We start from the raw sequence: 25,422 nt of genomic DNA on the forward strand, positions 1-25,422 counted from the left end.
TTTTCGGCCTGTGTGATGTACTATTTATACGAGCGGAAATACAGACGTTCACCATTTGAGAAACAGATTACATTAAATGCCCTTTATCGTATCCAAGATCACGCAGGTCAGTATAGTGGCGATCTCAAAAGTCGCCATGGTTCTCTTATTTTTAGTGCATCTTGTCAAAATGAACAATTGCGGGCTATCGTGATTAGAAAAGTTAAGATTTATCATTCAGGCGTGTCGGTCAAATTAAATCAATCTGCTAGTATTCCCTTTGTAGAAAATAAAGATCAAGGATTAGCTGTTTCGGTCCGTTTTCGAATCAATTCAGCCCAGCAGGTCGTAGATCTAACAGGTTGTAAAGTCAAGCTGATCGGGGTATTAAATTTAAAAGGTGGCGATAGGCTCCCCTTCAAAATGAGTATCCCAATTGAAAACGTTTATCAGCATCAAAAAGAACAAAATGTCCAGCAATTGGATCTACCCGTATTTCAGTAGCCTTATTACTTTCCAAATTATGAATTAGTTTCTGGTACCTTGCTTGTCAAGGTACCTTTTTTATATGCTTATGGCCAGTACCACAGCGGTATAATGAGAAAAGAAAAACAAATGATCTCCTGTTTATTTTATAATAAATTAATAGTAAAGCAGTATCTGCTTGATCTTCAGTAATTATATTTGTGATCGACGGACAGAGCCTGTGTAGGAAGTTGATGTTCAGTTAAAAAACTGATGAAAGATTTCGAATTCATACGATGTGGCTTTTGATTACGTTATTATATGCAAATCATGTTTACTATATGCAAAACCATTTTGAGCATTACAGTGTTACTGTTTACAACCCTTAACCTTTACCCACAATGATTATTGTAATTATTTTAATTGTATTATTTTTATTTGGCAGTTATTACTTTTGGACAGCACAGCAGACGAACCAACGATTAGCGGAGCACGGTGCGTTATCCGTCAGTTATCTTTTTCAGGAGCGGCCGGGACAGTACAGTGGCGATCGCAGTGTGAAGAGCGGTGTGATTGTGATCCATACCAACAGCAGTGATCAAAAATTAAAGCATGCTACAATAAAAAGTGTCAATTTAAAACACCCTGATGTCAATATACAGCTTGATCAGTCTTTATCACTTCCCTTCCAATATGATAGTTTAACACAACCAGAAGTATCTATCCGTTATAAACTAATGAATAGAGACATTAGTGCCCTAGACCTGACCGGGGTACTCACGACTATTTCCGGGAAATTGCATTTTGAAGGGGGCAAGACGAAACCTTTTCGAGTTGTCGTACCCATATCTGGTTTATACCAAGAACAAGTGGAAAATTGATTTTTAATAAGAAAATAGGCTTAAAACCGCATTTTAGCTTGTTTTACTCGCTTACCTTGGTTGATTGTTCATAAAATCTTATTACTTTTGATGCTAATCCCTTAATTATCGTTAAGGGGCTTTAAGCTGTTAAGAAATATTTTGCTCATATTATGACTAAAACAATCCTAATTACAGGTGGAGCGGGTTTTATAGGTTCGCATGTTGTACGAAATTTTGTCACTAAATATCCTGACTATCATATTGTCAATTTAGATGCGTTGACTTATGCCGGTAATCTCGAAAACTTACGGGATATCGAAGAAAAGCCGAATTATACCTTTGTTAAGGCAGATATTACCGATGCCTTGGATATGTTTCGTGTTTTCGAACACTATAAACCCGACGGTGTCATTCATTTAGCAGCAGAATCTCATGTGGATCGCTCTATTGCAGATCCTACGGCATTTGTGATGACCAATGTGATCGGTACTGTTAATCTATTGAACGCTGCGCGCCAGATCTGGAAAGATAATTTTACAGGTAAACGTTTTCATCATGTTTCTACCGATGAGGTATTTGGGGCATTAGGGGCTGAAGGTCTGTTTACGGAAGAAACATCTTATGATCCGCATTCACCTTATTCCGCATCGAAGGCTAGTTCCGATCATTTTGTTCGGGCATACCATGATACCTATGGTTTACCTATCGTACTGACCAATTGTTCCAATAACTATGGTCCCAATCATTTTCCAGAGAAATTGATTCCCTTATGTATTCATAATATCTTGAACAATCAACCATTACCGATCTATGGTGATGGTAAATATACACGTGACTGGTTATTTGTGATCGATCATGCAACGGCAATAGATCTTGTTTTTCATGAAGGTAAGAATGGTGAATCGTATAATGTTGGCGGATTCAATGAGTGGCAGAATATTGATTTGGTCAAAGAGTTATGTAAACAGGTCGATGAGAAATTAGGGCGTCCAGCAGGTACAGCAGAACAACTGATTACTTTCGTTAAAGACCGCCCAGGTCATGATCTACGTTATGCTATTGATGCCTCCAAGATCAATAAGGAACTCAGCTGGTATCCTTCTGTAACGTTTGAAGAAGGTCTTTCCAAAACAATCGATTGGTTTTTGAACAACAAAGAATGGTTAGAAAGTGTTACTTCCGGAGATTACCAAAAATATTACGATAAACAGTACAAGGATTAAAAAGTGACCGAGTAACAAGTAAAGAAGTAACAGAGTAACAAGTAAAGAAGTGACGAGTATTAGTTCACTAAAAATGACGACGTTACTAGTTCACTATCGTTACTATGTCACTAAAAAATAAACCATGAATTTTACCGAAACTAAATTAAAAGGCTGTTTTATTTTAGAACCGACAGTCTTTGAAGACGAGAGAGGTTACTTTTTGAAGCCTTTAATGATCAGAAATTTGAACAGATTGTAGGGGCAAAACCAGCATTTGTTCAAGATAACCAATCCCAATCGCAGTATGGTGTTGTTCGCGGATTGCATATGCAAAATGGAGATCACGGTCAAGCTAAATTAGTGCGTGTTTTGGAGGGGAAGGTATTGGATGTTGCTGTCGATGTACGTCCAGGATCAGCTACTTATGCTCAGTACGTAGCAGTAGAGCTCTCTGCAGAAAATAAAAGACAGTTATATGTTCCACGTGGATTTTTACATGGATTTTCGGTATTATCAGAAAATGCTGTATTTTTCTACAAGTGCGATAATCATTATCACAAAGTAGCAGAAGACGGAGTTCATCCGTTAGATAGAGAGCTAGGTATTGATTGGCAGATACCTCGGGAAGATATGATTCTTTCTATGAAAGATGAAGAAGCACAATCCTTTAGGGCATTTAAAGAAAAAAATGGAATCGGTTAGTCAAAAACAGCGTATTGTTATTACGGGAACATCCGGGCAGTTAGGTCAAGAATTGAAAGTTCTGCTGGCTCAGGATGTGTCTAAAGAATGTTTTTTCTTGGATCGGAAACAGCTTCCTTTGGATCAGATTACGATTATTCAGGATATTCTGAGTATGTATCAACCCGATTTGATTATTCATGCCGGAGCATATACTGCGGTCGATCAAGCCGAATCAGATGCTGACCTGGCAGAACAGGTTAATCATTTGGCTAGTGAAGAGATTGCGCTGTATTGTCGATTGCATAACGCAAAATTGATTGCGATTTCGACCGATTATGTCTTTGATGGAAGTAGCAGTGTCGCATTGACCGAAGATGCTCCAGTCAGTCCAATTAATATTTACGGAGCAACAAAGTTAAAAGGTGAGCAAGCAATACTGAAATGGTACCCCGAGGCGATTATCATTCGAACTTCATGGTATATTCCACTTTTGGAAAAAACTTTGTAAAAACCATGTTGCGTCTGCTATCTGAACGGGATTCCATTTCCGTTATTAACGATCAGATCGGTTCTCCGACCTCAGCGCAAGATTTAGCGCAGGCAATTGTAGATATTGTTAATTCAGGAAAATGGAAAGGTGGTGTTTATCACTACAGCAACCAAGGCGAAATTAGCTGGTATGATTTTGCGGTTGCTATTCGCGATATTAAAGGTTTGAACTGTGAGATACAGGCCATACCGACAACAGCATATCCAACCCCTGCAAAAAGACCAAAGTATTCGCTATTAGATAAAACGAAAATCAAAGCAACATTCGGAGTGGAAGTACCATTTTGGAAAGATAGCCTAGTGAGATGTTTGGATAACGAAGGGTTAAAGTAACAAAGTAAACTAGTGACGGAGTAATGGAATTATCAAGTCACGAAAGTAACGATGTAAAGAGGAGGTGAAGAAGTAATCGAAAGATATAATCACTAAAATATAAGAGATGAGAAGTCATAAAGATTTAATTGTGTATCAACGTTCACTTTTATATGTTAAAAGTATATATGATTTATCTCATGATTTTCCTGAGGTGGAAAATTTGGTTTGACCAGTCAAATTCGAAGAGCTGCCGTTTCAGTTCCAAGTAATATTGCAGAAGGAGCTGCGAGAAGATCTGCTAAAGAATTTCTCCAATTTTTATATATCGCTTTGGGTTCATTGAGTGAAATTGAAACCCAAATTGAAATAGCTAAATTATTAGGGTATACAATTGTCATTGATTCAGCTTTAGATGAAAATGTTCAGATAAGAAGAATGCTGTTGAAATTAATAGAAAATATTAAAAATAAAATATAAAAGTACTACGTCACTACTTTACTAGTCGCTATGTTACTAAGAAAAACTAAGTCACTAAAAAAAAATGCGTTACTACTTTACTAGTCACTACGTCACTAATTACTACGTAACTAAAACAAAAAAATGAAAGGAATTATACTAGCAGGAGGATCAGGAACACGTTTACACCCAATGACATTGGCGGTGAGCAAGCAATTGATGCCTGTATATGATAAACCAATGATTTATTATCCCTTATCCACTTTAATGTTGGCGGGGATCAATGAGATATTAATTATTTCGACACCTCAAGATTTACCACAGTTTCAAAGACTACTTGGCGATGGTTCGCAACTTGGATGTAGATTTGAGTATATCGAACAACCCAGTCCCGATGGCCTTGCACAAGCATTCATTTGGGTGAAGAATTTATAGGTGATGATAAGGTAGCGTTGATCTTAGGCGATAATATTTTCTATGGATCGGGCATGTCTAAGTTACTACAATCCTGCGTGGATGTTGATGGAGGAACGGTTTTTGCCTATCAAGTGAATGACCCAGAGCGGTATGGTGTAGTTGAATTTGATGAGAATAAAAAAGCAATTTCGATAGAGGAGAAACCTGTAGTGCCAAAATCAAATTTTGCTATCCCAGGTTTATATTTCTACGATAATGATGTGGTAGCAATTGCAAAACAAATTAAACCATCTCCTAGGGGAGAATTAGAAATTACCGATATCAATAAAGTCTATTTGGAGCGTGAGAAACTTAATGTGGCTGTTTTTGATCGGGGTACCGCTTGGTTAGATACGGGAACAATTCAATCCCTTATGCAGGCAGCTCAGTTTGTTCAAGTGATCGAGGAGCGACAGGGTATGAAGATCGGAGCGATTGAAGAAGTAGCTTATCGTATGGGCTATATTGATAAAGAGCAATTATTAAAAATTGCGGAACCGCTGCGTAAATCAGGTTATGGTGAATACCTGTGCCTCTCAATTAAATAAATTTACCTATTTTTGTGAAAATTTCAAATTAGAATGAAAAGAGTGATATTGTTGTTGTGTGTAGTGAGTTTTTTTGGATCCATTCATGCACAGACCAATCCAGCAAATATAAGAGTTGATGATTTAACGGATGCTCAAATTGAGCAGTATGTAAAGCGAGCTGAACTGATGGGCTATGGTGAAAGTCAATTGGATGGATTTGCCCGTGCACAGGGTATTTCTGCGGTTGAAACTCAAAAGCTGAAAGATCGTTTGCAGAAGATAAAAAGAAATAAGCAACAACCAAATCAGATACAAAATAAATCAAATAATACACGCTCCACTACGGGACGTCAAGTAAATGGTGTATCCCAAATAGATTCTTTACAAACAAAAAAAAACAGTAAGGATTCTTTAAAAATTGACAACGGGCAGCTTAAAATTTTTGGTTCCGATTTATTTAAGAACAGCGAAATTACTTTTGAGCCAAACTTGAGGATGGCAACTCCAAGCTCCTATATTATTGGACCTGACGATGAAATTTTATTGGATATTACAGGAGATAATGAAGCATCATATAAATTGCCAGTTAATCCTGACGGAAGCATTACAGTTGAATATGTGGGCAAAGTAGCTGTTTCAGGATTATCAGTTCGGCCGCAAAAATAAGATCCAACAACGTTTGAGTGGTACTTACCCAGCTATTCGTTCTGGTCATACGCAGGTTGATGTCAACATTGGTAATATCCGTAGTATCCGAATTACACTAACAGGTGCCGTGACAAAGCCGGGGACATATACCTTACCATCTTTAGCTACTGTATTCAATGCGCTATATGCTTCAGGCGGTCCTAGTGAAAAGGGGACTTACCGTCAGATCCAAGTGGTTCGTAACAATCAGGTTGTTACGACCATTGATTTATATGATTTCTTAGCGAATGGCATCCAACGCGGAAATATCCGTTTACAAGATCAGGATATTATCCATATTCCGGTTTATGGTAGCCGGGTACAATTTGAAGGAGAAGTCAAACGTCCAGCTATTTTTGAAACCGTATCTGGTGAATCATTATTGGATTTAGTTAAATATGCTGGTGGATTTAGTGAAAATGCATACACCGCAAAGGTCAAAGTATTGCAAAAGACGGATAAAGAACGTAGTGTCAAAGATATTTATTCGGATCAATTTGCTGATTACAGTCCAAAGGCAGGTGATCAGTTTATTGTGGAGCCAATCTTGGAACGCTTTGCCAATCGTGTTAGTATTTTAGGAGCAGTCTTTCGTCCAGGCTTATATGGAATGGAACCAGGAATGACTCTGAAGCAATTATTAGAACAAGCAGACGGTATACGTGAAGATGCCTTTTTGGAAAGAGGTATCATTAATAGATTGAGAGCAGACAATACGGCAGAGCTTATTAATTTCAATGTTCGTGAAATACTAGCAGGAACAGCAGCAGATATTCCGTTAAAAAGAGAAGACAAAATTGAGATTGCCTCAATTTTTGATCTAAGGGACGAATATAAGTTTACGGTTCAAGGTGAAGTTCGTTTGCCCGGAGATTTTCCTTTTGCAAGTAATGCAACGTTAGGCGATCTCATTCAAAAAGCAGGTGGTTTGAATGAAGCTGCAAAAAATGCACGTATTGAAATTGCTAGACGTTTAAACAATAGAGAAGTTGCAGATCCTACTTCATCTCAGACTATAATCGTCGAGATTAACGAAGGAATTGTATCTGATTTAAATATTGCGTTGCAACCGTATGATGTCATTACCGTGTTAGGCGATGCCGGTTTCAGAACACAAAGACAAGTAAAGGTAGAGGGCGAAGTATTGTTTCCTGGAATATATACGATTTCTAGAGAAGACGAACGTATCTCCGATATCATTAAACGTGCTGGTGGATTAACTTCTTATGCGTATACCGAAGGCGCTTCATTGAAGCGTACAGGGGTTTCAAAGCTGAAAGCTGGGGAGAAAAAGGAAAAAGAGCGCCTTAAGAGAGAAATGCGTAAGAATTCCGATGAAGATCAAGATACAACGATGTTAATACTGAAAGAGAAGACGATGAACTTACAGCTGTAAATCCAAATGCTAAAAATAAAGCCTTAGCGAAAGTTTCACAACAAGGTGTATCTACTCCAGAGATTGAACCAAGTGATTTAGTCGGCATTGAGTTAAATAAAATTCTAGCGAATCCTTACCAACGTGGCGATCTTTTAGTTCTGGATGGTGATATTATCATGGTTCCTAAAGAATTGGAAACTGTCAAGGTAATGGGAGAAGTTTTAAATCCCAATAATGTGGTTTATGTAAAAGGAAAGAACCTTAAGTATTACGTCAATCAAGCAGGAGGTTTTACGGACAATGCCTTAAAGAAAAGGGTATTTGTTCAGTATGCGAATGGAGCGGTTAAAGGAAAAGACGGCGGTTATCCCGAAGTAAAACCGGGAGCGGAGATCGTAGTTCCAAAACGTGCACCAAGAGAAAAAATGAATGTACAGGCTTGGGTTGGTTTAGGTACAGGTATTGCTTCTTTGGCAGCTATTATTGTAAGTCTTTTAAGATAAAGTATGGGTCAGGTGAATAATATGAGAGTGATCAGCTTAAAAGAGGTCATTTTAACTGTAATCGATTGGGGTAAATATTTGTGCTCTAAGTGGGTTGTTTTGATAATTGCTGGTTTTATAGGAGGGGTATTAGGATTTTTTTATATTAAGTCTAAAAAGACAGAGTATACGGCATTAACGACTTTTGTACTCGAATCTGGTGATCAGGGTGGTGGATTAGGACAATATGCGGGAATGGCTGCGATGGTTGGTATTGACCTTGGCGGCGGCGGCAGTGGGGGTATTTTTCAGGGAGATAATTTACTCGAATTATATAAATCTAGAAAGATGATAGAGGCAACTTTACTCTTACCTTCGAAAAGTGATACTTCATTGTTATTATTAGATCGTTATATAGCAATGAATAAGTATAAAGAACAATGGCAAGAGCGTAAATCTAAACTTTTGAACATTAATTTTAAGAATGTTTCGCAGACAATGATCCGAGAACGTGACAGTCTTTTGCAGAAATTTGTTCAGAATATTAATCAGAAAAATTTGATTGTTGGAAAAATTGATAAAAAATTGTCAATTATCAAAGTTGAGGTCAAATCTACTGACGAAACATTTTCGAAAGAATTTAACGATGCTCTGGTCAGTGAGGTGAATAAGTTCTATGTGACAACAAAGACCAAAAAATCCTTAGATAATATTGAAATTTTGCAACATAAGACGGATTCCGTTCGTCAAAATTTATATGGTGCCATTAGTTCTGCTGCAGTAGCAATTGACAATACGCCGAATTTGAATCCAACAAAACAAGCACAACGCACAGTTCCGGCGCAACGTTCTCAAGCGACGGCAGAAACGAATAAAGCTATACTTGGTCACTTGTTACAAAATCTTGAGTTATCAAAAATGGCTATGCTTAAAGAATCTCCTCTTATTCAGATTGTTGATAATCCAATTTATCCCTTACGAACAGAAAAACCAAGCAAGATCAAGGGCGTTCTTGTGGGGGGCTTTATAAGCGGTATAATAGCCATTCTTCTTCTCATCATCACTCGCGCATATAAGAAGGTTATGAACTAATAGTTTATTACCTCTTTATTTTTTCCATATTTATGACATCATCTTCTAAAACTATCGCAAAGAACACGCTATTTCTCTATCTTAGAATGTTCTTCAGTCTAGCTGTATCTTTGTATACTTCTCGGGTTGTGCTTCAGGTATTAGGTGTAGAGGATTTTGGAATTTATAATCTGGTTGGCGGAATTGTGGTCCTTTTTTCATTTCTGAATGGATCTATGAACGTGGCAACACAAAGATTTATTAATTTTGAAAAAGCCTCCGGTATCGTTGAGCATGTTAGGAAAATATTTAATATCAGTGTGATCAATCATATTTTGATATCCTTTGTTGTATTACTTCTTGCTGAAACAATTGGTCTTTGGGTACTTAATAATAAACTAAATATACCTACCGATCGGATTTATGCTGCAAATGTGATGTACCAGATGACCATAATTATCACGATGGTCGATATTATTAGAGTCCCTTACAATGGTATGATCTTGGCTTACGAGCGTATGTCTTACTACGCATATCTTGGGATTTTTGAAACAATAGCAAAGTTAGTTATTGTTTATTTATTGATCTTATTTCCCTCCTTCGATCACCTTATTTTTTATGGTGTTTTATACATGATTGTTAGCGTTTTAACGAATCTCATGTTTTACTTTTATTGCAAGAAAGTATTCCCTAAAGAGACCTCTTTAAATTTTATAAAGATTTGACAAAATTAAAGAATTATTTAGTTTTTCCGGCTGGATTTTATTTGGACAAATTGCATTGGTTGCATCCAATCAGGGGATCAGTATAATATTAAATTTATTTCATGGAGTCGTTGCAAATGCTGCTTTAGGTATTGCCAATCAGATCAATGGCGCAATGTATAATTTTGTTTCTAATTTTCAATTAGCATTTAATCCGCAAATTGTTCAGAGTTATGCTTTAAAGGATTACGAAGCACATAAGGAGATAATTTTAGGTACATCTAAGTATTCATTTTTTTTGATGGCTATCATTTCAGCACCCATTCTTTATTTTACACATAGTATTTTAATTTTATGGCTCGGAGATAAAGTACCGACTTATGCCGAGGGATTTGTTCAGGTAATCATACTCTGTTCTTTAATTGATGCGCTTGCTGGACCTTTTTGGATGTCTGCAACTGCAATTGGGACAATGAAAGAATATAATATTGTCCTTACTCTTATTAATTTTTGCATATTACCATTAGCCTATTTTTTGATGAAATATGGTTATAATCCGGTTTATGCTTTTTACGGAAAACTTGTTATTTATATCATTATGCAACTTTTTAGGTTTTATTTTGTAGATAGATATTTAAAATTTAAGCGTAAAGATCTCTTATTCTATCTTTTTGCTGTGGGACTGATCTTTATCTATTTATTGATATTAATCGTTTTCAATAGAATATCTATCACCTATAATTTATTCCAAGTTACTTTAGGAACTTTGATGCTTGAAGTGATTCTTTTGATTCTAATTTTTAGCTTAGGTTTGGCATCTCGAGAAAGAAATTGGGTTATAAATTTTGTTAAAAGCAAATTGAAATTGAAATGAATTGAGTTATTATAGTTACAATTCCTATCAAAATTTAGAATATTCATATGTGTTTATTTGATTTACAGTTTGAGTATTCTAGACTCAAGATTTGATAAAAACAATTGAACATTGATTAAGGTATACATTAAAACATGAAATTATTAATAGCTACACCAATTATTCCTTATCCTTTGGAGGAAGGCGGTAAAGTTTCACAATATGCATTTTTACAATATTTGCAACATAAAGTTGAAATTTACCTCGTTGTAATTATAAAAATAAGAATGAATTAGATATGTTGAAGAGCTTCAATTAAAATTGGATAAAGTAAAGATTTTGTCAATAGATCTCTCAAAAATTAGTTTTTTTCAAAAGGTAAAAGAGAAACTATATCTCATTGTACAAAAGTTTTCTTTTGCAAAAAAAGACGAATCATTAATCGGAGATTATAAAGGAAATTTGTGGTTTCTTAATTTATTTAATCCGGCTTTGATCATGAGATTGATGGCGATTGTAGAAGAATTAAAACCCGATGTGGTACAGATTGAACATAAAGAATTTCTTAGTTTAGTTAGTGCTTTTAATCGTCAATATCCGACGGTTTATGTCGAGCATGAGATTCTTTACGAAAAGATGAGTTTAATCAAAAATGGCGTTAGAAACAGTTATGAAACCTATAAATTAGAATTAACAAGAAGCTTGAAGTGACACTCTTAAATCAATACAATTTGGTATTAACATTCAGTGAGGACGATAAGTTTAAATTAATCAAAAATGGTCTTCATACTAAAGTTGAAAATTGTGCATTTCCCATTCTAGATGAAGCATTTGAATTGCCAGATAATTGTATAATTGAAAAACTACTTTTTGTTGGGGGAGAGTCACATTATCCAAATAAAGAGGCAGTTGATTGGTATATTGAAACAATTGCGCAAAGTGTATTTAATAAAACAGGTTTAATTTTAAATATAACAGGGAAGTGGTCCGCAAATACGATTAAAAAGTATGAATCGCTTGATTATATTAATTTTGTAGGCTTTGTTGATGATCTCCAGTCGTTTTCGCGCAATAGTATTTTAATTGTTCCCTTAAAAATCGGTAGCGGTATTAGAACAAAAATATTATATGGCCTTGCTCAGGGTCTTCCGGTTGTTTCGACTAGTTTAGGGGCTGAGGGGATAGGTCTTCTAAGTCAGACTAATGCTATTATTGCAGATGATATGGATGATTTTGAAAAAGCTATTCTTTCAATTGTTGAAAAATCGGACCTACGACAGTTTATAAGTAAAAATGCCTATTCTTATGCTAGAGATAATTTTTCTCAGACTATTTTAGGAGATAGAAGACTATTTTTGTACAAAGCATTATTAGCAGACAATCATACCATAAAATTGACATGAAGTTAACCATTGTAATTGCATACTATAATCTAAGATTTTTTGAAGAGACATTAAAATCATTAAGTATGCAAACAAATCATGACTTTATTGTCTGATCTGTAATGATGCAAGTCCTGAAAACCCAGAAGCTCTTATTCAATATTATTCAGATAAATTGAACATCAATTATCGATATTTCGATGATAATTTAGGCGGACAAAACCTGTGTTACCATTGGATTAGATGTCTTGAATTAGTCCAAACGGATTGGTTTATGATTCTTGGAGATGATGACCAATTGTCAAAGGATGCTGTTCAAGCATTTTATGATGAACTTTTTAGCTCTAGTGATGCCAACGTATTTCGTTTTGATATTCAGCATGTCAATGAATTTAGCGAAAAGATCGCTGATAAAATTAAACATGTCAATTTGGAGACTTCAACGAAGTTTGCTGTTCAAAAGGCACAGGGTCTATTTTTAGCGAGCAGTCTAGGTGAGTATATCTTTTCAACAGATGCTTATAAAGAAGTTAATATACGATGCTACCCTCGAGCATTTTATTCGGATAATATGTTAGTTCTAGAAGTATCAGCTTTTAGTCTGATTAAAAATATTAGCAGAGGAGAAGCAATTATACGTGTATCTGAATTTAGCTTTTCCGGTAATAGTAAATATTTTGATGAATTTGAAAAAGCTCAATATTTTTATTATTTTGATTTACTCACATTACATGCTGTAAAGTTTAATCAACAAGATCTAAAATATTTCTTACCTCCAGTAATAAAGGGATATTTAAAAGGACATTTGAAAATTTCTATTTCTGATTTTTGCAAAATACTATATAGAAGTGGTGGAGTTTTCTATTCTTTAAAATTCTTTTTTTTGAATTATAGAAGTAAATTTATTAAACAAAAACAAAAAAGTATATGGTCTCTGTAATAATTCCTGTATTTAATGCTGAGAAATATTTTGAAAAGTGTTTGCGATCCCTTTTTGAACAAAAATTGCAGCAAATTGAATATTTGTTTATTAATGATTGTACGCCTGATAATAGTATTAACTTATTGAATGAAATACTAGGAGATTACCCGAATAGAAAAGATCAAGTTCGAATTATACATAATTCAAAAAATTTAGGTTCAGGAGCAACTAGAAATATAGGTCTCAGAGCAGCTTCAGGTGAATATGTCATTCATTGCGATAGTGATGATTGGTGCGATCTAAATTTGTATCAGGAAATGTACTCAGCCGCAAAAGCAAAAAATGCAGATATTGTATGCTGTAATATTGTTCACGAATTTGGTACACATTCTTTTAACCAAAATTATTTATATGAGGAAGAATCAAAAAGTTCTTTAAAAAATTTACAGTTCGATTTACTTTATTCTTCTGTTTGTAATAAAATGGTTAAAAGATCCTTATACCTGGACAAGAATATTTTCTTTTATGATGGTATAAATATGTGGGAAGATCTTGGTTATATGTCGCGTTTACGGTATTATAGTAATTTAACCTTGGTTGTTTGTAATTCCAATTATCATTATAATAAATTTAATGATGGCTCAATAGTGTCTGTTCCTACTTTAGCGAAAGTTGAAGAGCAATTAAAATGCGCTGAATTATTGGATCAGTTTTTTGAAGATAAAGGTGATGATTATATTTTGGTTGGGAATTATTTAAAATTTGTGGCTAAAGCAAGTTTTTTAAATGTTACTAGTCTAAGAGATTATGCTAGATGGAAAAACTTATTTAGGGAAACACATACATACATTTGGAAATATAGTAACTTGCCAATAAATATGCGGTTGCTTTTCTGGTTTGCTTCCTTAGGTTTTTTAAAGACTTCTTCTTATTTATTTGACTTAAAAACCAAACTTGGTTAAAATATACGTTGATGCTTATATATATTACTATTTTTGTATTAGTTGTACTTACCATCCTCGGGTATTTGCATTCCGAAAATATTATCGCTCCAGAGCTAATATCTCCACTATCATGGGCGACGATATTATTATTGTATACAATAATTGGTTCGGATATGCCTCCATTGTCAAACAAGATGCTGTTTGTCATTGTAATATGGAATATTTTTTTACTTTTAGGTATATATTTTGGGCGTTATTTTACATTAACTACTTTCGATTTCTCAAAGGAAAGAACAAGCTTTAACCCTTGGATCCGTAATATTTTGTATCAAATTAGTGTATATGGTTTATTTCCATGCCTATATATTACTTATAAGCAAGTAAGTACAATGGTGGGGGGAGGTAGTTTGCTCTTAAATCTACGATTAGCCAATACCGGTATTATTGAGACCGATTTTGACCATGGGATTTTTATGTATGTATATACGATAGCTTTTGTCTCTTATATGGTGGAGCTATTATCATTAAAAGATGCTGGTGATAAGAGACGATTTGTTCTTATTTTAATAATAAATATTATTTTGGCTATAACGACGATGGCGAAGACCTCATTTCTCTTTTTAATTTTTTCGTCTATGATAGGAATGATGTTTATTTATAAAATTCCTCTAAAGAAAGTCTCTATTATTTTTATTTTGACTCTTCTTATTATGAGTTCAATTCAACTTTTACGAGTAGGTGGCAGTGAGTCAGGAGGTTCAGTCATATTGGATATGCTTAATACGTATGTATTTGGTGGATTACCAGCGATGGATCAGATTGTTAATAGTGAAATGCGTTCCAGTTCTCCAGGACAATTTACACTTGCTTTTTTTTATTCATTTGTAGACAAGCTCGGTATTCTTAATAAAGAAAGTCTACATTTTAGTTATCTCAACGATATTACGGATAAAGGTTATTTATATGTACCTGGTCCCACCAATGTTTATACTGTTTTAGGTCCAATATGGTTTGATTTTCAGTTTTTAGGTTTGATTATATTTTCATTTGTGGTAGGTTTTTTGGTCAGTTTTTTTTATAAGTCAGCTAGCTTGGGTAATAGGGCTGGGATGATTGTTTATTCCTATTTTGCTTGCGTTTTGATTTTGCAATTTTTTGGAGAGTATGTATTTACTAATCTTTCTTATTTAATCCAATTAATTATATTAAGTTATCTGGCTTATCAATGTAAATTTATGTTTGTATGGAAAAAATAGATATTCTGCTAGCGACGTATAATGGAGAAAAGTATATTGAGGCACAAATTTATTCAATTTTAGCTCAAACATTAACTAACTGGCAGTTGATCATTCATGATGACGGTTCTACAGATGGTACAATAGAAAAAATAAGAGAAATTCAAAAGCTCGACAATCGGATCCTTATTGTAGAAGACAATATTATTTGCGGTGGAGCTGCAAATAACTTTCTCTATTTATTAAAGAGTGCTACTTCAGATTATGTTATCTTTTGTGATCAAGATGATGTTTGGTTTGAGTCCAAACTTCAGGTACTGTACGATTCGATACAAAGTGAACCTGAAGCTGCTGCGGTATACTGTAACGCATATGGATATAATGGTACACATATTACCAGCAACCAGGTTTCTCTTTTTGAGCGCGATTCCCTATCAAACAGTTTGTTTTTGAATAGCGGTGTACAAGGATGTTCTTTGCTATTCAATCGGGCACTCATCGATATGCTTCTTGATTTCCCATCATTTATTGTGATGCATGACCATTATATCACCATGGCTGCGATTTCATTTGGAAAATTAAAATACATTGATCTATCCTTGATGCTGTATAGGCAGCATGATCAAAATGTCACAGGAAATATAGCTGTATCTTTTAGTGATCGTATCCGTAGTTTTTTTAATCGCGCTAATCCGATTATTGATCGAAAGCATTATGAGGCAAATAAAAGCTTTTATAATAAGTTTAAGGATAAATTTACGTTACAACAACAGGAAATATTTAGGGCATACCTTCAATTCCCGGAATTGAGTTTTGTGCAGAAAGTAAGTACACTTTTAAAATATAATTTTAGGATGGGGAATAACAGATGGATATTGGTATTAAAGTTATTGTTTAAAAAGACGATTTAGTAGCATGTTACTTTCAATAATTACACCGACTTTCAATAGGGGTTATTGCCTGGAGAAACTTTATCAGTCTTTGATCAGCATTGGATCGGATGAATTTGAATGGATTTTAATTGATGACGGTTCTACTGACAATACTGCACTACTAGCGGGCAAGTGGCAAGAGCAAAAAAACATAAATTTTCGCTTTATTAAGCAATTCAATTCAGGGAAAACCAATGCAGTTATTCGTGCATTTGATTCTGATCCGACGGGGAAATATAGTTTAGTGTTAGATTCTGATGATATTTTAGTTCCCGATGCCTTATGTCTTATTAAGGAGAAACTTATCGAATTACAGGCCGACGAGATCGGTCTCTCATTTCTTAAATCAGATACAAAAGGTCAGATCATAGGGAGCGAATTTAAGCTTGCTTCGTCAACCTATATTGATTTATACTTTGGCAAAAATAGATGTTTTGGTGACAAGCTTTTTGTAATAAAAACTTCTGTTTATAAGAATAGTTTAGTTCCTGCTTATCTCGGAGAAAAATTGATTCCGGAAGGAGTAATGTATCTGAATATGCAAGTATGGGGGAAGTTTCGATGCATTAATCGAATTATATATTCCGGAGATTATTTAAATGACGGTTTATCTAACAGTATCATTAAATTGGCTGCAGACAATATTAATGGTTTTATCTTAGAGAAGCGGATGTTGCAATTAGAGCCATTAGGTTTTGCGGATTCTATCAAGAATGATATTAAATATCTCTGTTATTGTCTAGCGGGTAAGAAAAGTTGGATAGAAATCTTTCAATATTCAAGAAATAAGGTATTGCTGGGCTTACTAATAATGCCAACCTGTATTTTAAGTTGGAGGCGTATTAGCGCCATAAGAAATATTATGAGGGATAAACAGTTAAATCAAAAGTAATGAAAGTCCTTCACGTCATTAATAGCCTTCACACCGGAGGGGCAGAGCAGTTATTAGTTTCAACACTACCTCTAATGGAAAAGCATCATGTAGACGTTGACTTATTATTGTTAAATGGAGAACGAACGCCGTTTTATCAGAAGCTGGAAAAGGAATCGAATATTCAGATCACATCTTTGGGAAAGTCATTTTATAATCCCTTATATATCATTAAATTGATTCCATATTTAAATAAATACGATCTGATCCATGTTCATTTATTTCCGGCAATGTACTTTGTTGCTTTGGCTAAGCTTCTGTCTTTCAGTAAAACAAAATTAGTATTTACAGAACATAGTACCTCCAATAAACGCCTCCAGAATCGTATGTACTTTCCTTTCGAACGACTGATCTATTCGCTCTATACATCAGTAATTTGCATAAGCGAAAGTGTAAGAAAAACATTGCTGGATAAGTTTTATAACGATGAGGGTAAATATCAAGTTATTGAAAATGGTATAAATTTGGAGAATATAGCGCGCGCTGTAGCTTCTAGCAGATCAGAATTTAATTTTACTGATCAAGACAAATTGATTTGTATGGTCGCAGGTTTTCGAAAGAGAAAGATCACGACACAGTAGTTCGTGCTTTAAAGCATTTACCAGAGCATTATAAATTACTATTTGTTGGCTCAGGTGAGCGGGAGGAGACTATAAAAAAATTATGTACCACCTTAGGAGTTAGTCATAGAATAAAACTTTTAGGTGTCCGCACGGATATTTTTTCGTTAGTCAAGATGTGTGATATTGCTGTTTTAAGTTCACACTGGGAAGGTTTTGGCTTGGCAGCGGCAGAGGCGATGGCCTGTGGTATTCCAACTATTGCATCCAATGTTAATGGATTATCGCAAGTAGTAACGGGCGGTGGTCTTTTATTTGAAAAAGGCGATGAACTTGAACTTGCAGATCTGGTATCATCATTAGAAGCTCCTCTTTTCTATAAAGAAATTAGTGTGAATGGAAAGAAGAAGGCTCAAAGCTACGACCTATCCAATATGGTTCATAAAACAATCACATTATATACCAAAATTACAGGAAAAACGAGTAATTCAACTCTAAATCATAAAAAGAATGAAGGGTAAGAAAATATTACATATTGTTTCCGTATCATTTTCACTGCGCTATTTTGTAGGTAATCAATTTCATTATTTTAAAGAAAAGGGTAATGAATTTTATGTTGCCTGTTCTGATTCTTCAGATTTTATAGCTTTATCGCGGGAATTTGGTTTTACGCCATTTCCAGTCCCTATTTTACGTAGTATTAATCCCCTTCAAGATATAAAATCTATTTATCGATTATATCAGTACATCCGTCGTGAGCAGTTTGATATTGTTATTGCACATTCGCCTAAAGGAGGTTTAATTGGTATTTTGGCAGCTTATCTCGCCAGAACACCTAAACGTATTTTTTTTCGTCATGGATTAGTTTTTGAAACGGTCACAGGATTAAAAAAGCACTTATTGATTAATATTGAACGTTTAATTGGTTTTTGTGCTACTAGCATAGTCAATGTAAGTCCCTCAATTACCAGAGTTTCCGATCGATTGAAATTAAATGCATCATCTAAGAATAAGCTTTTAGGTAAAGGAACGTGTAACGGTATAGATATCACAAAGTTTAAACCACGATCTGGTTATAAAGATTCCACAGTAATTACAATAGGTTTTGTTGGTAGGTTGTCCAAAGATAAAGGTTTGATTGAGCTTATTGATGCCTGGAAATTGCTGTGCAATAAGTATAAATCAATTCGATTAATGCTAATAGGCCCACTGGATGAAAGAGATCCGTTGCCAGATGCGGTTTTGGATCAGATTTATCGGGACCCTACCATCGATTATATTGGTGGAGTGGATGATACTTCTTTATATTATAACAAAATGGATATTTTTGTTCTGCCATCCTTTCGAGAGGGGTTTCCGACCGTTACGTTAGAAGCTTCAGCTTCTGGATTGCCTGTTGTCACGACCAAAGTGACAGGTTGCATTGATTCTATTATTGAAAATGAGACTGGGCTTTTTGCTGACAATAATTCTCATAGTCTTAATGAAAAGATAAGATTTTATATTGATAACCAAGATATTGCTCAATTACATGGAAGAAATGGTTGTCAGTTTGTAAAGGATCATTTTTCAGAAGATTTAATTTACAAACAGATTGAAGAGAAAATCTTATAGAATTTGAACAGCTGTTTTGACTGTAACAAATATTCCTGTTGATAAAAATCAGTAGTTTAGTTTTTAATTCTCTGAAATTGCAACGCCTTGTGAGAACTTAATTAGTCTTAAATTATCATTTCCTATGCTTAAATTGCCTATTATTAGGAAAATTAATAAGTTTTTTTAATTCATTTAAAAGAAATTAAAGTTTGTCATTAATTATTTTTTTTTCGGCAAAAATGTAATTCATATATGCATAAACACACTTAAGTGATTGATATTTACTATTCTAAGAAAATATTACTATTGTCTGTAGCATTTGTGATATAATTAACGTTAAGTAAATATAAAGTACAAATTTTACTATATTTGCAGTGTTAATTATTAACTGAGTTTATTATGTATATCTTTACTGTTATATTATTATTCAAATTTGAATTTTACGGCTATATAATACCAGATTAAACTAAGCCTTTTTAAAGGCTCTAATCAACTTTTTCCTAAATTAGCGATAATTACTATGCAAAGGTGGTTTTGATATAGTTTAGGGTCCTATATTGGCTTTTAAATCGTTCATGATTTTTTACTTTGGTTGTTGCCCAGTAAATTTTTATAATGTGTAACAAGGGTAATTGAACATTACGAGTTTTTACAATACAAAAAATATGCCAATTCGAATTTGAAAATATGTTGTGATAAAAGTATAAATTTTAACAATATAACAGAATGAATGTAATCAAATGAGGCAATTTCTCATTTTGGGATATATATAATAGTAATAATGGGGGAGAGTAAAATGAAGGTATTAGTTTTAGGTGGAAATAGTGGTTTTATAGGGAGTCACCTGAGTAAGAGTTTGGCGTCCTCATTTGATTCCAAGTTTGTGTCTATGAGAAACTTAGATTGGATGGTGGAAGATTTCTCTCCAAACTGTATTATCAATTTAGTGGGTAAAGCACATGATTTTACAGGATTAGCAAAGGAAGAAGATTTCTACTATGCCAATTTTGAACTTGCTAAAAAAGCTTTTCAAATATTTTTATCATCACCCGCTAGTGTCTTTATTCATATTAGTTCTTTGGCTGCAATAGAAGAAATAGAGGCACCAAATCCATTATCTGAATTTGCTACTTACAACTCTGTAACACCTTATGGTAAATCCAAGCGTGCAGCGGAGGAGTGGTTACTTGCACAAACACTTCCTTTTGGTAAAAAGCTGATCATTTTACGTCCACCAATGGTGCATGGTGAAGGAGATAAAGGAAATCTCAATCAATTGTTTAAATTAGTAAATAAGGGAATTCCTTATCCACTTACTAAATTTAAAAATAAGCGGTCTTTTCTTTCTATCGAAATTTTTGTTTCTTTATTGAACAGATCTTATTTAAAGAAGACAAGATGGAGACAGGTATTTATCATCTTGCTGATGATGAAACATTATCATCCAATGAAATTGTTAAGATTATTAAAGAAGAGACAGGTTTTAATACTCCTTGCCTGCCCTTGCCTAAAAACTTAATACGTTGGATATCTAAGGTCGGTGACCGGACTTCATTACCATTGAATACATGGCGTCTTAAGAAACTAACCAGTACTTTGGTTGTATCTAATAAAAAGATAAAGATAGCCTTGTCTATCCAACGTCTACCTCTTACAGCCAAAGAAGGTTTGAGAGAAACTATACGCTCATTTCAAAAATAAGGTTTAAATCTAGCGGTAAAAACGTCTATACAACTATAGTGCTACACTGTTTCTGGATTATTGATCTACGCATACTTGCTAGGTCTGCCTAGTTAAAACCTATCTATTAAGTCTCTGTTTGCGTCATCTCCTGACGTTAACAGTGGGACATCATATACTGTACATATTATGTACAATAATTTTCTCCTTAACATTCCTTATTTTTGGTGTCTTCATTTTTAGTCAGTGCAATTATTATTACAGTATCTTCTCCACTATTTGATTAACATTATTGAAAAGGTTTGATCATAAATAATTAGTTTCATTATCGAAGGTTCGTTTTGTTAACAATTTTTTAATTTGGATATTTAATTACTGATGAGTACTTTTGTTGCTCATAAACTAATCAATCTGATGCTAGATTCGCTAATCACTTCAAAAACAAGACTGAAGCTACTGATCAAATTTTTTGTGTCAGCGAACAATCAGGGATATCTTAGAGGACTAGCTGAGGAGTTTCGGGAATCGACCAATGCTATTCGTAAAGATTGAATCAATTGGAAGATGCAGGTTATCTAGAAAAGAAATCAGATAAAAACAAAATTCTTTATCGAGCCAATACACAACACTCATTATTTAAACCGCTTCAAAAATTAATTCATACTTTTTTAGGTATTGAGGATGTTGTTGATCAAGTATTGTCTAGATCAGGTGGGGTTGAGTCAGTTAGTTTAATCGGTGATTATGCCAAAGGCTTAGATTCTGGCGTAATTGAGGTGATAATTTTGGGGGAAAATATAAATCAGGCATATTTATTGCAGTTAGCGGCAAAGGTTGCGGCAAAGCTTAATAAGGAAATTAAACTTTATTTCAATATTAATCCGCAAGAAGGACAGCGCATTATTTTGTATACAAATAGAGTTCTTATTCATTAGACATACATTGTTGAAAGTTAATAATATTAGAAATAGCATTTAAATGAAAAAAATAGCAATTATTGGTCAAGGTTATGTAGGACTACCCTTAGCTATAGAATTTTCGCAACATTTTCCAGTTATCGGCTTTGATATTAATAAAGATCGGGTTAATGAATTAAATCAAGGAAAGGATCGAACTTTAGAGGCTGATTTAGGAAAATTGAAGGTCGGTTTAATGTCTGCTAGAGATTCATCTTTTGAAAAAGGATATAGGGCATCTAGTAATGTACAAGATTTGAAAGATGCTCAAATATTTATAGTGACTGTTCCAACACCAATTGACCGTTATAATGCGCCAAATTTGAATCCGCTACTTAAAGCTACAGAAATGTTAGGTCAGGTGATTTCTAAGGGTGATATTATTATTTATGAATCGACGGTATTCCCGGGTTGTACCGAAGAAGATTGCGTACCGGTATTGGAAAAGGTTTCGGGACTAAATTTTAATGAAGATTTTTTTGTTGGTTATTCGCCTGAAAGAATCGTTCCCGGAGATAAAGTGAACACATTGACAACAATTAAGAAAGTAACTTCAGGTTCTACGCCTGAAATTGCCGAAGAAGTTGATCAACTATATAAAATTATTGTTACAGCTGGAACCCATAAAGCACCAAACATTAAGGTCGCAGAAGCATCTAAGGCTATTGAAAATGCGCAACGAGATGTTAATATTTCTTTTATGAATGAATTAGCTTTGATTTTTGATAGAATTGGAATTGATACCAATGATGTTCTGGATGCGGCAGCAACTAAGTTTAACTTTTTAAAATATAAACCAGGTTTAGTTGGTGGACACTGTATTTCGGTAGATCCCTATTATTTAGCACATAAGGCTGTTCAGCTAGGTTATCATCCTAACGTAATTCTTTCGGGTCGTCGTGTAAATGATTCAATTGCTGAATTTATTGCATCAAAAGTTTTAAACTTATGATCAAAAAAGATATTAATGTAAGTACTGCAAATACATTGATTTTAGGAGTAACATTTAAGGAGAACTGTCCTGATGTTCGTAATACGAAAGTAGTTGATGTGTATAGCGAATTAATAGAGTATGGCGTAAAGGTTGATATTTATGATCCTTGGGCAAACTACGAAGAGGTAAAACATGAGTACGCTGTAGATATTTTGTCAGATTTAGATGAGAATATTAAATATGATGCTGTCATATTAGCGGTTTCTCATAATGAATTTTTAACAATGGATTTATCTTCTTTAAGAAAGGAAAAATCTGTTTTATTTGATATAAAAGCATGCTTGGATAGATCCCAAGTTGATGGAAGATTATAATTATGGAAATGTTAAAATTAATTGGCAGAAATCAGGAGCTTTTCAATAATGATATAGAAAAGCATGAGAGCGAATTACAGAAAATAGTTAGCTCATCTAAATTTTTAGTAATTGGAGGGGCGGGCTCAATTGGTTCGGCAACTACAAAAGAAATTTTTAAGAGAAATCCCAAAAAGTTACATGTAGTTGATATCAGCGAAAACAATATGGTTGAATTAGTCCGTGATATTAGGAGTAGTTTTGGGTATATTGATGGTGATTTTCAGACGTTTGCCTTAGATATTGGATCTATTGAATATGATGCATTCTGGAATGCAGATGGGGATTATGATTATGTTTTGAATTTATCTGCTCTAAAACATGTTCGCAGTGAGAAGGATCCTTACACATTGATGCGAATGATTGATGTGAATATCTTTAATACCGACAAAACAATTCAGCAATCTATTGATAAAGGAGTTAAAAAATATTTCTGTGTATCTACTGATAAAGCCGCTAATCCTGTCAATATGATGGGGGCTTCAAAACGTATTATGGAAATGTTTTTAATGCGAAGAAGTAAAGAAATCAACATTTCTACAGCGCGTTTTGCAAATGTAGCTTTTTCAGATGGTTCTCTATTGCATGGATTTAATAAAAGAATTGAAAAAAAGCAACCTATAGTTGCTCCCAATGATATTAAAAGATATTTTGTAATTCCTAAAGAATCAGGAGAACTTTGTTTGATGTCTTGTATTTTTGGTGAAAATCGCGATATATTTTTTCCTAAATTAAGTGAAAATCTTCACTTAATTACTTTTGCTGAAATTGCTGTTCAGTATTTAAAAGGTATTGGTTACGAACCCTATCTTTGTGAGAGTGAGGATGAAGCAAGAACCTTGATTGATAGTTTACCGCAAGAAGCAAATGGCCATGTCTTTTTACAAAAAGTGATACAACGGGAGAAAAAGACTTTGAAGAGTTCTTTACATCCAATGAAACATTAGATATGGATCGTTTCAAAAATTTAGGTGTTATAAAAAATGAGTTGAACGAGGACACTGCTAAAATACAGTTATTCGAAAAAACTATAAATAATCTGAAACAGAATGGCGCTTGGGGTAAGGAAGAAATAGTAGAGTTGTTTAATCAAATGATCTCGGACTTTGGACATAAAGAAACAGGGAAATATTTAGATGCAAAAATGTAATAATGGAAAAAATTAGTCAACTCATCTCTTTTGTTAGAGATCAATATAAAACTGATAAGTTTATCCCTTTGCACGAACCTAGATTTCGTGGCAATGAAAAGAAATATGTTCTTGATACTATCGATTCAACATTTGTATCTTCAGTAGGTGCTTATGTAGATCAGTTCGAAAGTATGATGCAAGAAGTAACGCAGACTAGTAAGGCTATCGCTGTTGTTAATGGGACTTCGTCATTACAGGTTGCATTGCGATTGTCAGGTGTTTCCGCTGGAGATGAGGTTATTACTCAGGCATTGACATTTATAGCAACTGCAAATGCTATCGTTTATAATCAAGCTACTCCCATCTTTATTGATGTCGATTTAGATACCATGGGGCTCTCACCAACAGCGGTTGAAGCATTTTTAGAGGAATTTGGAGAACTTCTTGAAGATGGCTGTTATAATAAATCAACTGGTAAAAGAATTGCTGCTTGCATGCCAATGCATACGTTTGGCTTTCCAGTGCATTTAGATGAATTATTAGCTATCTGTAATAAATGGCAAATTCCTGTCGTTGAAGATGCCGCAGAATCTTTAGGAAGCTATTATAAAGGCAAACATACAGGTTCAATGGGGCTTATCAGTGGCTTTTCATTCAATGGAAATAAAACAATTACTTCTGGTGGTGGAGGTGTTATTGTTACCAATGACGTTGAAATGGGGAAACATGCTAAATATTTAACAACAACTGCAAAAAGACCTCATCCTTACGAGTTTTTTCATGACGAATTGGGATATAATTTTAGAATGCCAAATTTGAACGCAGCATTGGCTTGTGCTCAATTAGAAGAATTGGATGGATTTTTGGCCGATAAAAGAGACTTAGCAACAGCATATTCCGCATTATTTCAAGAATTAGGGATCAAATTCAGAGAAGAATTACCAGAGTCCAAAGCTAATTATTGGTTAATGTGCGTCGAATTGAATAATAAGGCTGAAAGAGAAGACTTTCTTAAATATACAAATGAAGCAGGAATTATGACACGTCCAATTTGGAATTTGATGTATCGTTTGCCAATGTATACCCATTGTCAAAGGGATGCTCAAAAAATGCGGAATTTTTAGAAGA

General features: G+C 34.2%; 30 protein-coding genes and 2 pseudogenes. All 32 read left to right on the forward strand.

From position 1 onward, the window contains the following. Positions 1-15: 15 nt before the first annotated feature. The 32 genes and pseudogenes from L950_RS02820 (at position 16) to L950_RS02935 (ending at position 25,418) form a co-directional block, all read left to right on the forward strand. Positions 16-483 (forward strand): hypothetical protein, encoded by a 468-nt coding sequence (locus L950_RS02820; protein WP_156169500.1) that lies wholly within the window; start codon positions 16-18, stop codon positions 481-483. Between the two features lie 362 nt (positions 484-845). Then, positions 846-1,325, forward strand: a complete 480-nt coding sequence (locus L950_RS02825) for a hypothetical protein (RefSeq protein ID WP_021188955.1) — start codon at positions 846-848, stop codon at positions 1,323-1,325. Positions 1,326-1,477: 152 nt separating this feature from the next. Continuing rightward, the gene (rfbB, locus tag L950_RS02830; protein WP_021188956.1) at positions 1,478-2,530 is read left to right on the forward strand and encodes a dTDP-glucose 4,6-dehydratase; all 1,053 of its coding nucleotides are present in this window, start codon (positions 1,478-1,480) and stop codon (positions 2,528-2,530) included. 234 nt (positions 2,531-2,764) lie between these two features. Then, positions 2,765-3,214, forward strand: coding sequence for a dTDP-4-dehydrorhamnose 3,5-epimerase (gene rfbC / locus L950_RS02835; RefSeq protein WP_316930519.1), 450 nt, complete (start codon positions 2,765-2,767; stop codon positions 3,212-3,214). Further along, a pseudogene (gene rfbD, locus L950_RS02840) lies at positions 3,201-4,078 on the forward strand (dTDP-4-dehydrorhamnose reductase). The gene rfbC and the pseudogene rfbD overlap by 14 nt, the downstream one beginning before the upstream one ends. Before the next feature lie 207 nt (positions 4,079-4,285). Next, entirely contained in the window at positions 4,286-4,537 is a 252-nt protein-coding gene (locus L950_RS02845; protein WP_021188958.1) for a four helix bundle protein, read from the forward strand. 123 nt (positions 4,538-4,660) lie between these two features. After that, positions 4,661-5,520: pseudogene (rfbA, locus tag L950_RS02850) on the forward strand (glucose-1-phosphate thymidylyltransferase RfbA). A gap of 33 nt (positions 5,521-5,553) precedes the next feature. Beyond that, on the forward strand, positions 5,554-6,168 hold the full coding sequence (locus tag L950_RS28365; RefSeq protein WP_156169501.1) for a polysaccharide biosynthesis/export family protein: 615 nt from the start codon (positions 5,554-5,556) through the stop codon (positions 6,166-6,168). Between the two features lie 13 nt (positions 6,169-6,181). Beyond that, the gene (locus L950_RS28370; protein WP_197086197.1) at positions 6,182-7,585 is read left to right on the forward strand and encodes a polysaccharide biosynthesis/export family protein; all 1,404 of its coding nucleotides are present in this window, start codon (positions 6,182-6,184) and stop codon (positions 7,583-7,585) included. Between the two features lie 158 nt (positions 7,586-7,743). Beyond that, positions 7,744-8,070: an SLBB domain-containing protein gene (locus L950_RS28375; protein WP_231576804.1), complete on the forward strand. Its 327-nt coding sequence runs from the start codon at positions 7,744-7,746 to the stop codon at positions 8,068-8,070. Positions 8,071-8,073: 3 nt separating this feature from the next. Next, the gene (locus L950_RS02860; RefSeq protein ID WP_021188959.1) at positions 8,074-9,141 is read left to right on the forward strand and encodes a hypothetical protein; all 1,068 of its coding nucleotides are present in this window, start codon (positions 8,074-8,076) and stop codon (positions 9,139-9,141) included. A gap of 32 nt (positions 9,142-9,173) precedes the next feature. Further along, positions 9,174-9,845, forward strand: coding sequence for a hypothetical protein (locus L950_RS29285; protein WP_197086198.1), 672 nt, complete (start codon positions 9,174-9,176; stop codon positions 9,843-9,845). 55 nt (positions 9,846-9,900) lie between these two features. Further along, positions 9,901-10,698 (forward strand): MATE family efflux transporter, encoded by a 798-nt coding sequence (locus L950_RS29290; protein WP_197086199.1) that lies wholly within the window; start codon positions 9,901-9,903, stop codon positions 10,696-10,698. A gap of 134 nt (positions 10,699-10,832) precedes the next feature. Continuing rightward, the gene (locus L950_RS31705; RefSeq protein ID WP_021188960.1) at positions 10,833-10,973 is read left to right on the forward strand and encodes a hypothetical protein; all 141 of its coding nucleotides are present in this window, start codon (positions 10,833-10,835) and stop codon (positions 10,971-10,973) included. A gap of 25 nt (positions 10,974-10,998) precedes the next feature. Next, a complete protein-coding gene (locus L950_RS02870) occupies positions 10,999-11,388 on the forward strand; it encodes a hypothetical protein (protein ID WP_021188961.1) in 390 nt (129 codons plus the stop codon). Between the two features lie 20 nt (positions 11,389-11,408). After that, positions 11,409-12,080: a glycosyltransferase family 4 protein gene (locus tag L950_RS02875; RefSeq protein ID WP_197086200.1), complete on the forward strand. Its 672-nt coding sequence runs from the start codon at positions 11,409-11,411 to the stop codon at positions 12,078-12,080. A 94-nt stretch (positions 12,081-12,174) separates the two neighbouring features. Beyond that, complete coding sequence (locus tag L950_RS02880; RefSeq protein ID WP_410528085.1) at positions 12,175-12,999, forward strand: hypothetical protein; 825 nt, start codon at positions 12,175-12,177, stop codon at positions 12,997-12,999. Beyond that, the gene (locus L950_RS02885; RefSeq protein WP_021188964.1) at positions 12,987-13,943 is read left to right on the forward strand and encodes a glycosyltransferase family 2 protein; all 957 of its coding nucleotides are present in this window, start codon (positions 12,987-12,989) and stop codon (positions 13,941-13,943) included. Before L950_RS02880 ends, L950_RS02885 begins: the two co-directional genes overlap by 13 nt. An 11-nt stretch (positions 13,944-13,954) precedes the next feature. Next, positions 13,955-15,181 carry an O-antigen polymerase gene (locus L950_RS02890; RefSeq protein WP_021188965.1) on the forward strand — a complete coding sequence of 409 codons (1,227 nt, stop codon included), beginning with the start codon at positions 13,955-13,957 and terminating at the stop codon, positions 15,179-15,181. Continuing rightward, positions 15,169-16,071 (forward strand): glycosyltransferase family 2 protein, encoded by a 903-nt coding sequence (locus L950_RS02895; protein ID WP_021188966.1) that lies wholly within the window; start codon positions 15,169-15,171, stop codon positions 16,069-16,071. The genes L950_RS02890 and L950_RS02895 overlap by 13 nt, the downstream gene beginning before the upstream one ends. Before the next feature lie 4 nt (positions 16,072-16,075). Further along, positions 16,076-16,984, forward strand: coding sequence for a glycosyltransferase family 2 protein (locus L950_RS02900; RefSeq protein ID WP_021188967.1), 909 nt, complete (start codon positions 16,076-16,078; stop codon positions 16,982-16,984). Beyond that, positions 16,984-17,604 (forward strand): glycosyltransferase, encoded by a 621-nt coding sequence (locus L950_RS25700; protein ID WP_021188968.1) that lies wholly within the window; start codon positions 16,984-16,986, stop codon positions 17,602-17,604. Before L950_RS02900 ends, L950_RS25700 begins: the two co-directional genes overlap by 1 nt. After that, a complete protein-coding gene (locus tag L950_RS27535; protein WP_197086201.1) occupies positions 17,559-18,104 on the forward strand; it encodes a glycosyltransferase in 546 nt (181 codons plus the stop codon). The genes L950_RS25700 and L950_RS27535 overlap by 46 nt, the downstream gene beginning before the upstream one ends. Next, positions 18,094-19,197 carry a glycosyltransferase family 4 protein gene (locus tag L950_RS02910; RefSeq protein WP_021188970.1) on the forward strand — a complete coding sequence of 368 codons (1,104 nt, stop codon included), beginning with the start codon at positions 18,094-18,096 and terminating at the stop codon, positions 19,195-19,197. Before L950_RS27535 ends, L950_RS02910 begins: the two co-directional genes overlap by 11 nt. 763 nt (positions 19,198-19,960) lie before the next feature. Then, a complete protein-coding gene (locus tag L950_RS02915) occupies positions 19,961-20,698 on the forward strand; it encodes an NAD-dependent epimerase/dehydratase family protein (RefSeq protein ID WP_197086202.1) in 738 nt (245 codons plus the stop codon). 539 nt (positions 20,699-21,237) lie between these two features. Beyond that, positions 21,238-21,411 (forward strand): hypothetical protein, encoded by a 174-nt coding sequence (locus L950_RS31710; protein WP_231576805.1) that lies wholly within the window; start codon positions 21,238-21,240, stop codon positions 21,409-21,411. A 5-nt stretch (positions 21,412-21,416) separates the two neighbouring features. Then, positions 21,417-21,794: a hypothetical protein gene (locus tag L950_RS02920; RefSeq protein WP_197086203.1), complete on the forward strand. Its 378-nt coding sequence runs from the start codon at positions 21,417-21,419 to the stop codon at positions 21,792-21,794. A 43-nt stretch (positions 21,795-21,837) separates the two neighbouring features. Next, a complete protein-coding gene (locus L950_RS02925; protein ID WP_316930515.1) occupies positions 21,838-22,767 on the forward strand; it encodes a nucleotide sugar dehydrogenase in 930 nt (309 codons plus the stop codon). Continuing rightward, the gene (locus L950_RS36225; protein WP_316930516.1) at positions 22,764-23,123 is read left to right on the forward strand and encodes a UDP binding domain-containing protein; all 360 of its coding nucleotides are present in this window, start codon (positions 22,764-22,766) and stop codon (positions 23,121-23,123) included. Before L950_RS02925 ends, L950_RS36225 begins: the two co-directional genes overlap by 4 nt. A gap of 8 nt (positions 23,124-23,131) precedes the next feature. Next, positions 23,132-24,109 (forward strand): UDP-N-acetylglucosamine 4,6-dehydratase, encoded by a 978-nt coding sequence (locus tag L950_RS02930; protein WP_231576806.1) that lies wholly within the window; start codon positions 23,132-23,134, stop codon positions 24,107-24,109. A 2-nt stretch (positions 24,110-24,111) separates the two neighbouring features. After that, positions 24,112-24,312, forward strand: a complete 201-nt coding sequence (locus tag L950_RS31715; RefSeq protein WP_231576807.1) for a hypothetical protein — start codon at positions 24,112-24,114, stop codon at positions 24,310-24,312. 2 nt (positions 24,313-24,314) lie between these two features. After that, entirely contained in the window at positions 24,315-25,418 is a 1,104-nt protein-coding gene (locus L950_RS02935; protein WP_021188971.1) for a LegC family aminotransferase, read from the forward strand. Positions 25,419-25,422 lie beyond the last annotated feature (4 nt).

The sequence above is a fragment of the Sphingobacterium sp. IITKGP-BTPF85 genome, assembly GCF_001006065.1.
Lineage (GTDB): Bacteria > Bacteroidota > Bacteroidia > Sphingobacteriales > Sphingobacteriaceae > Sphingobacterium > Sphingobacterium anhuiense.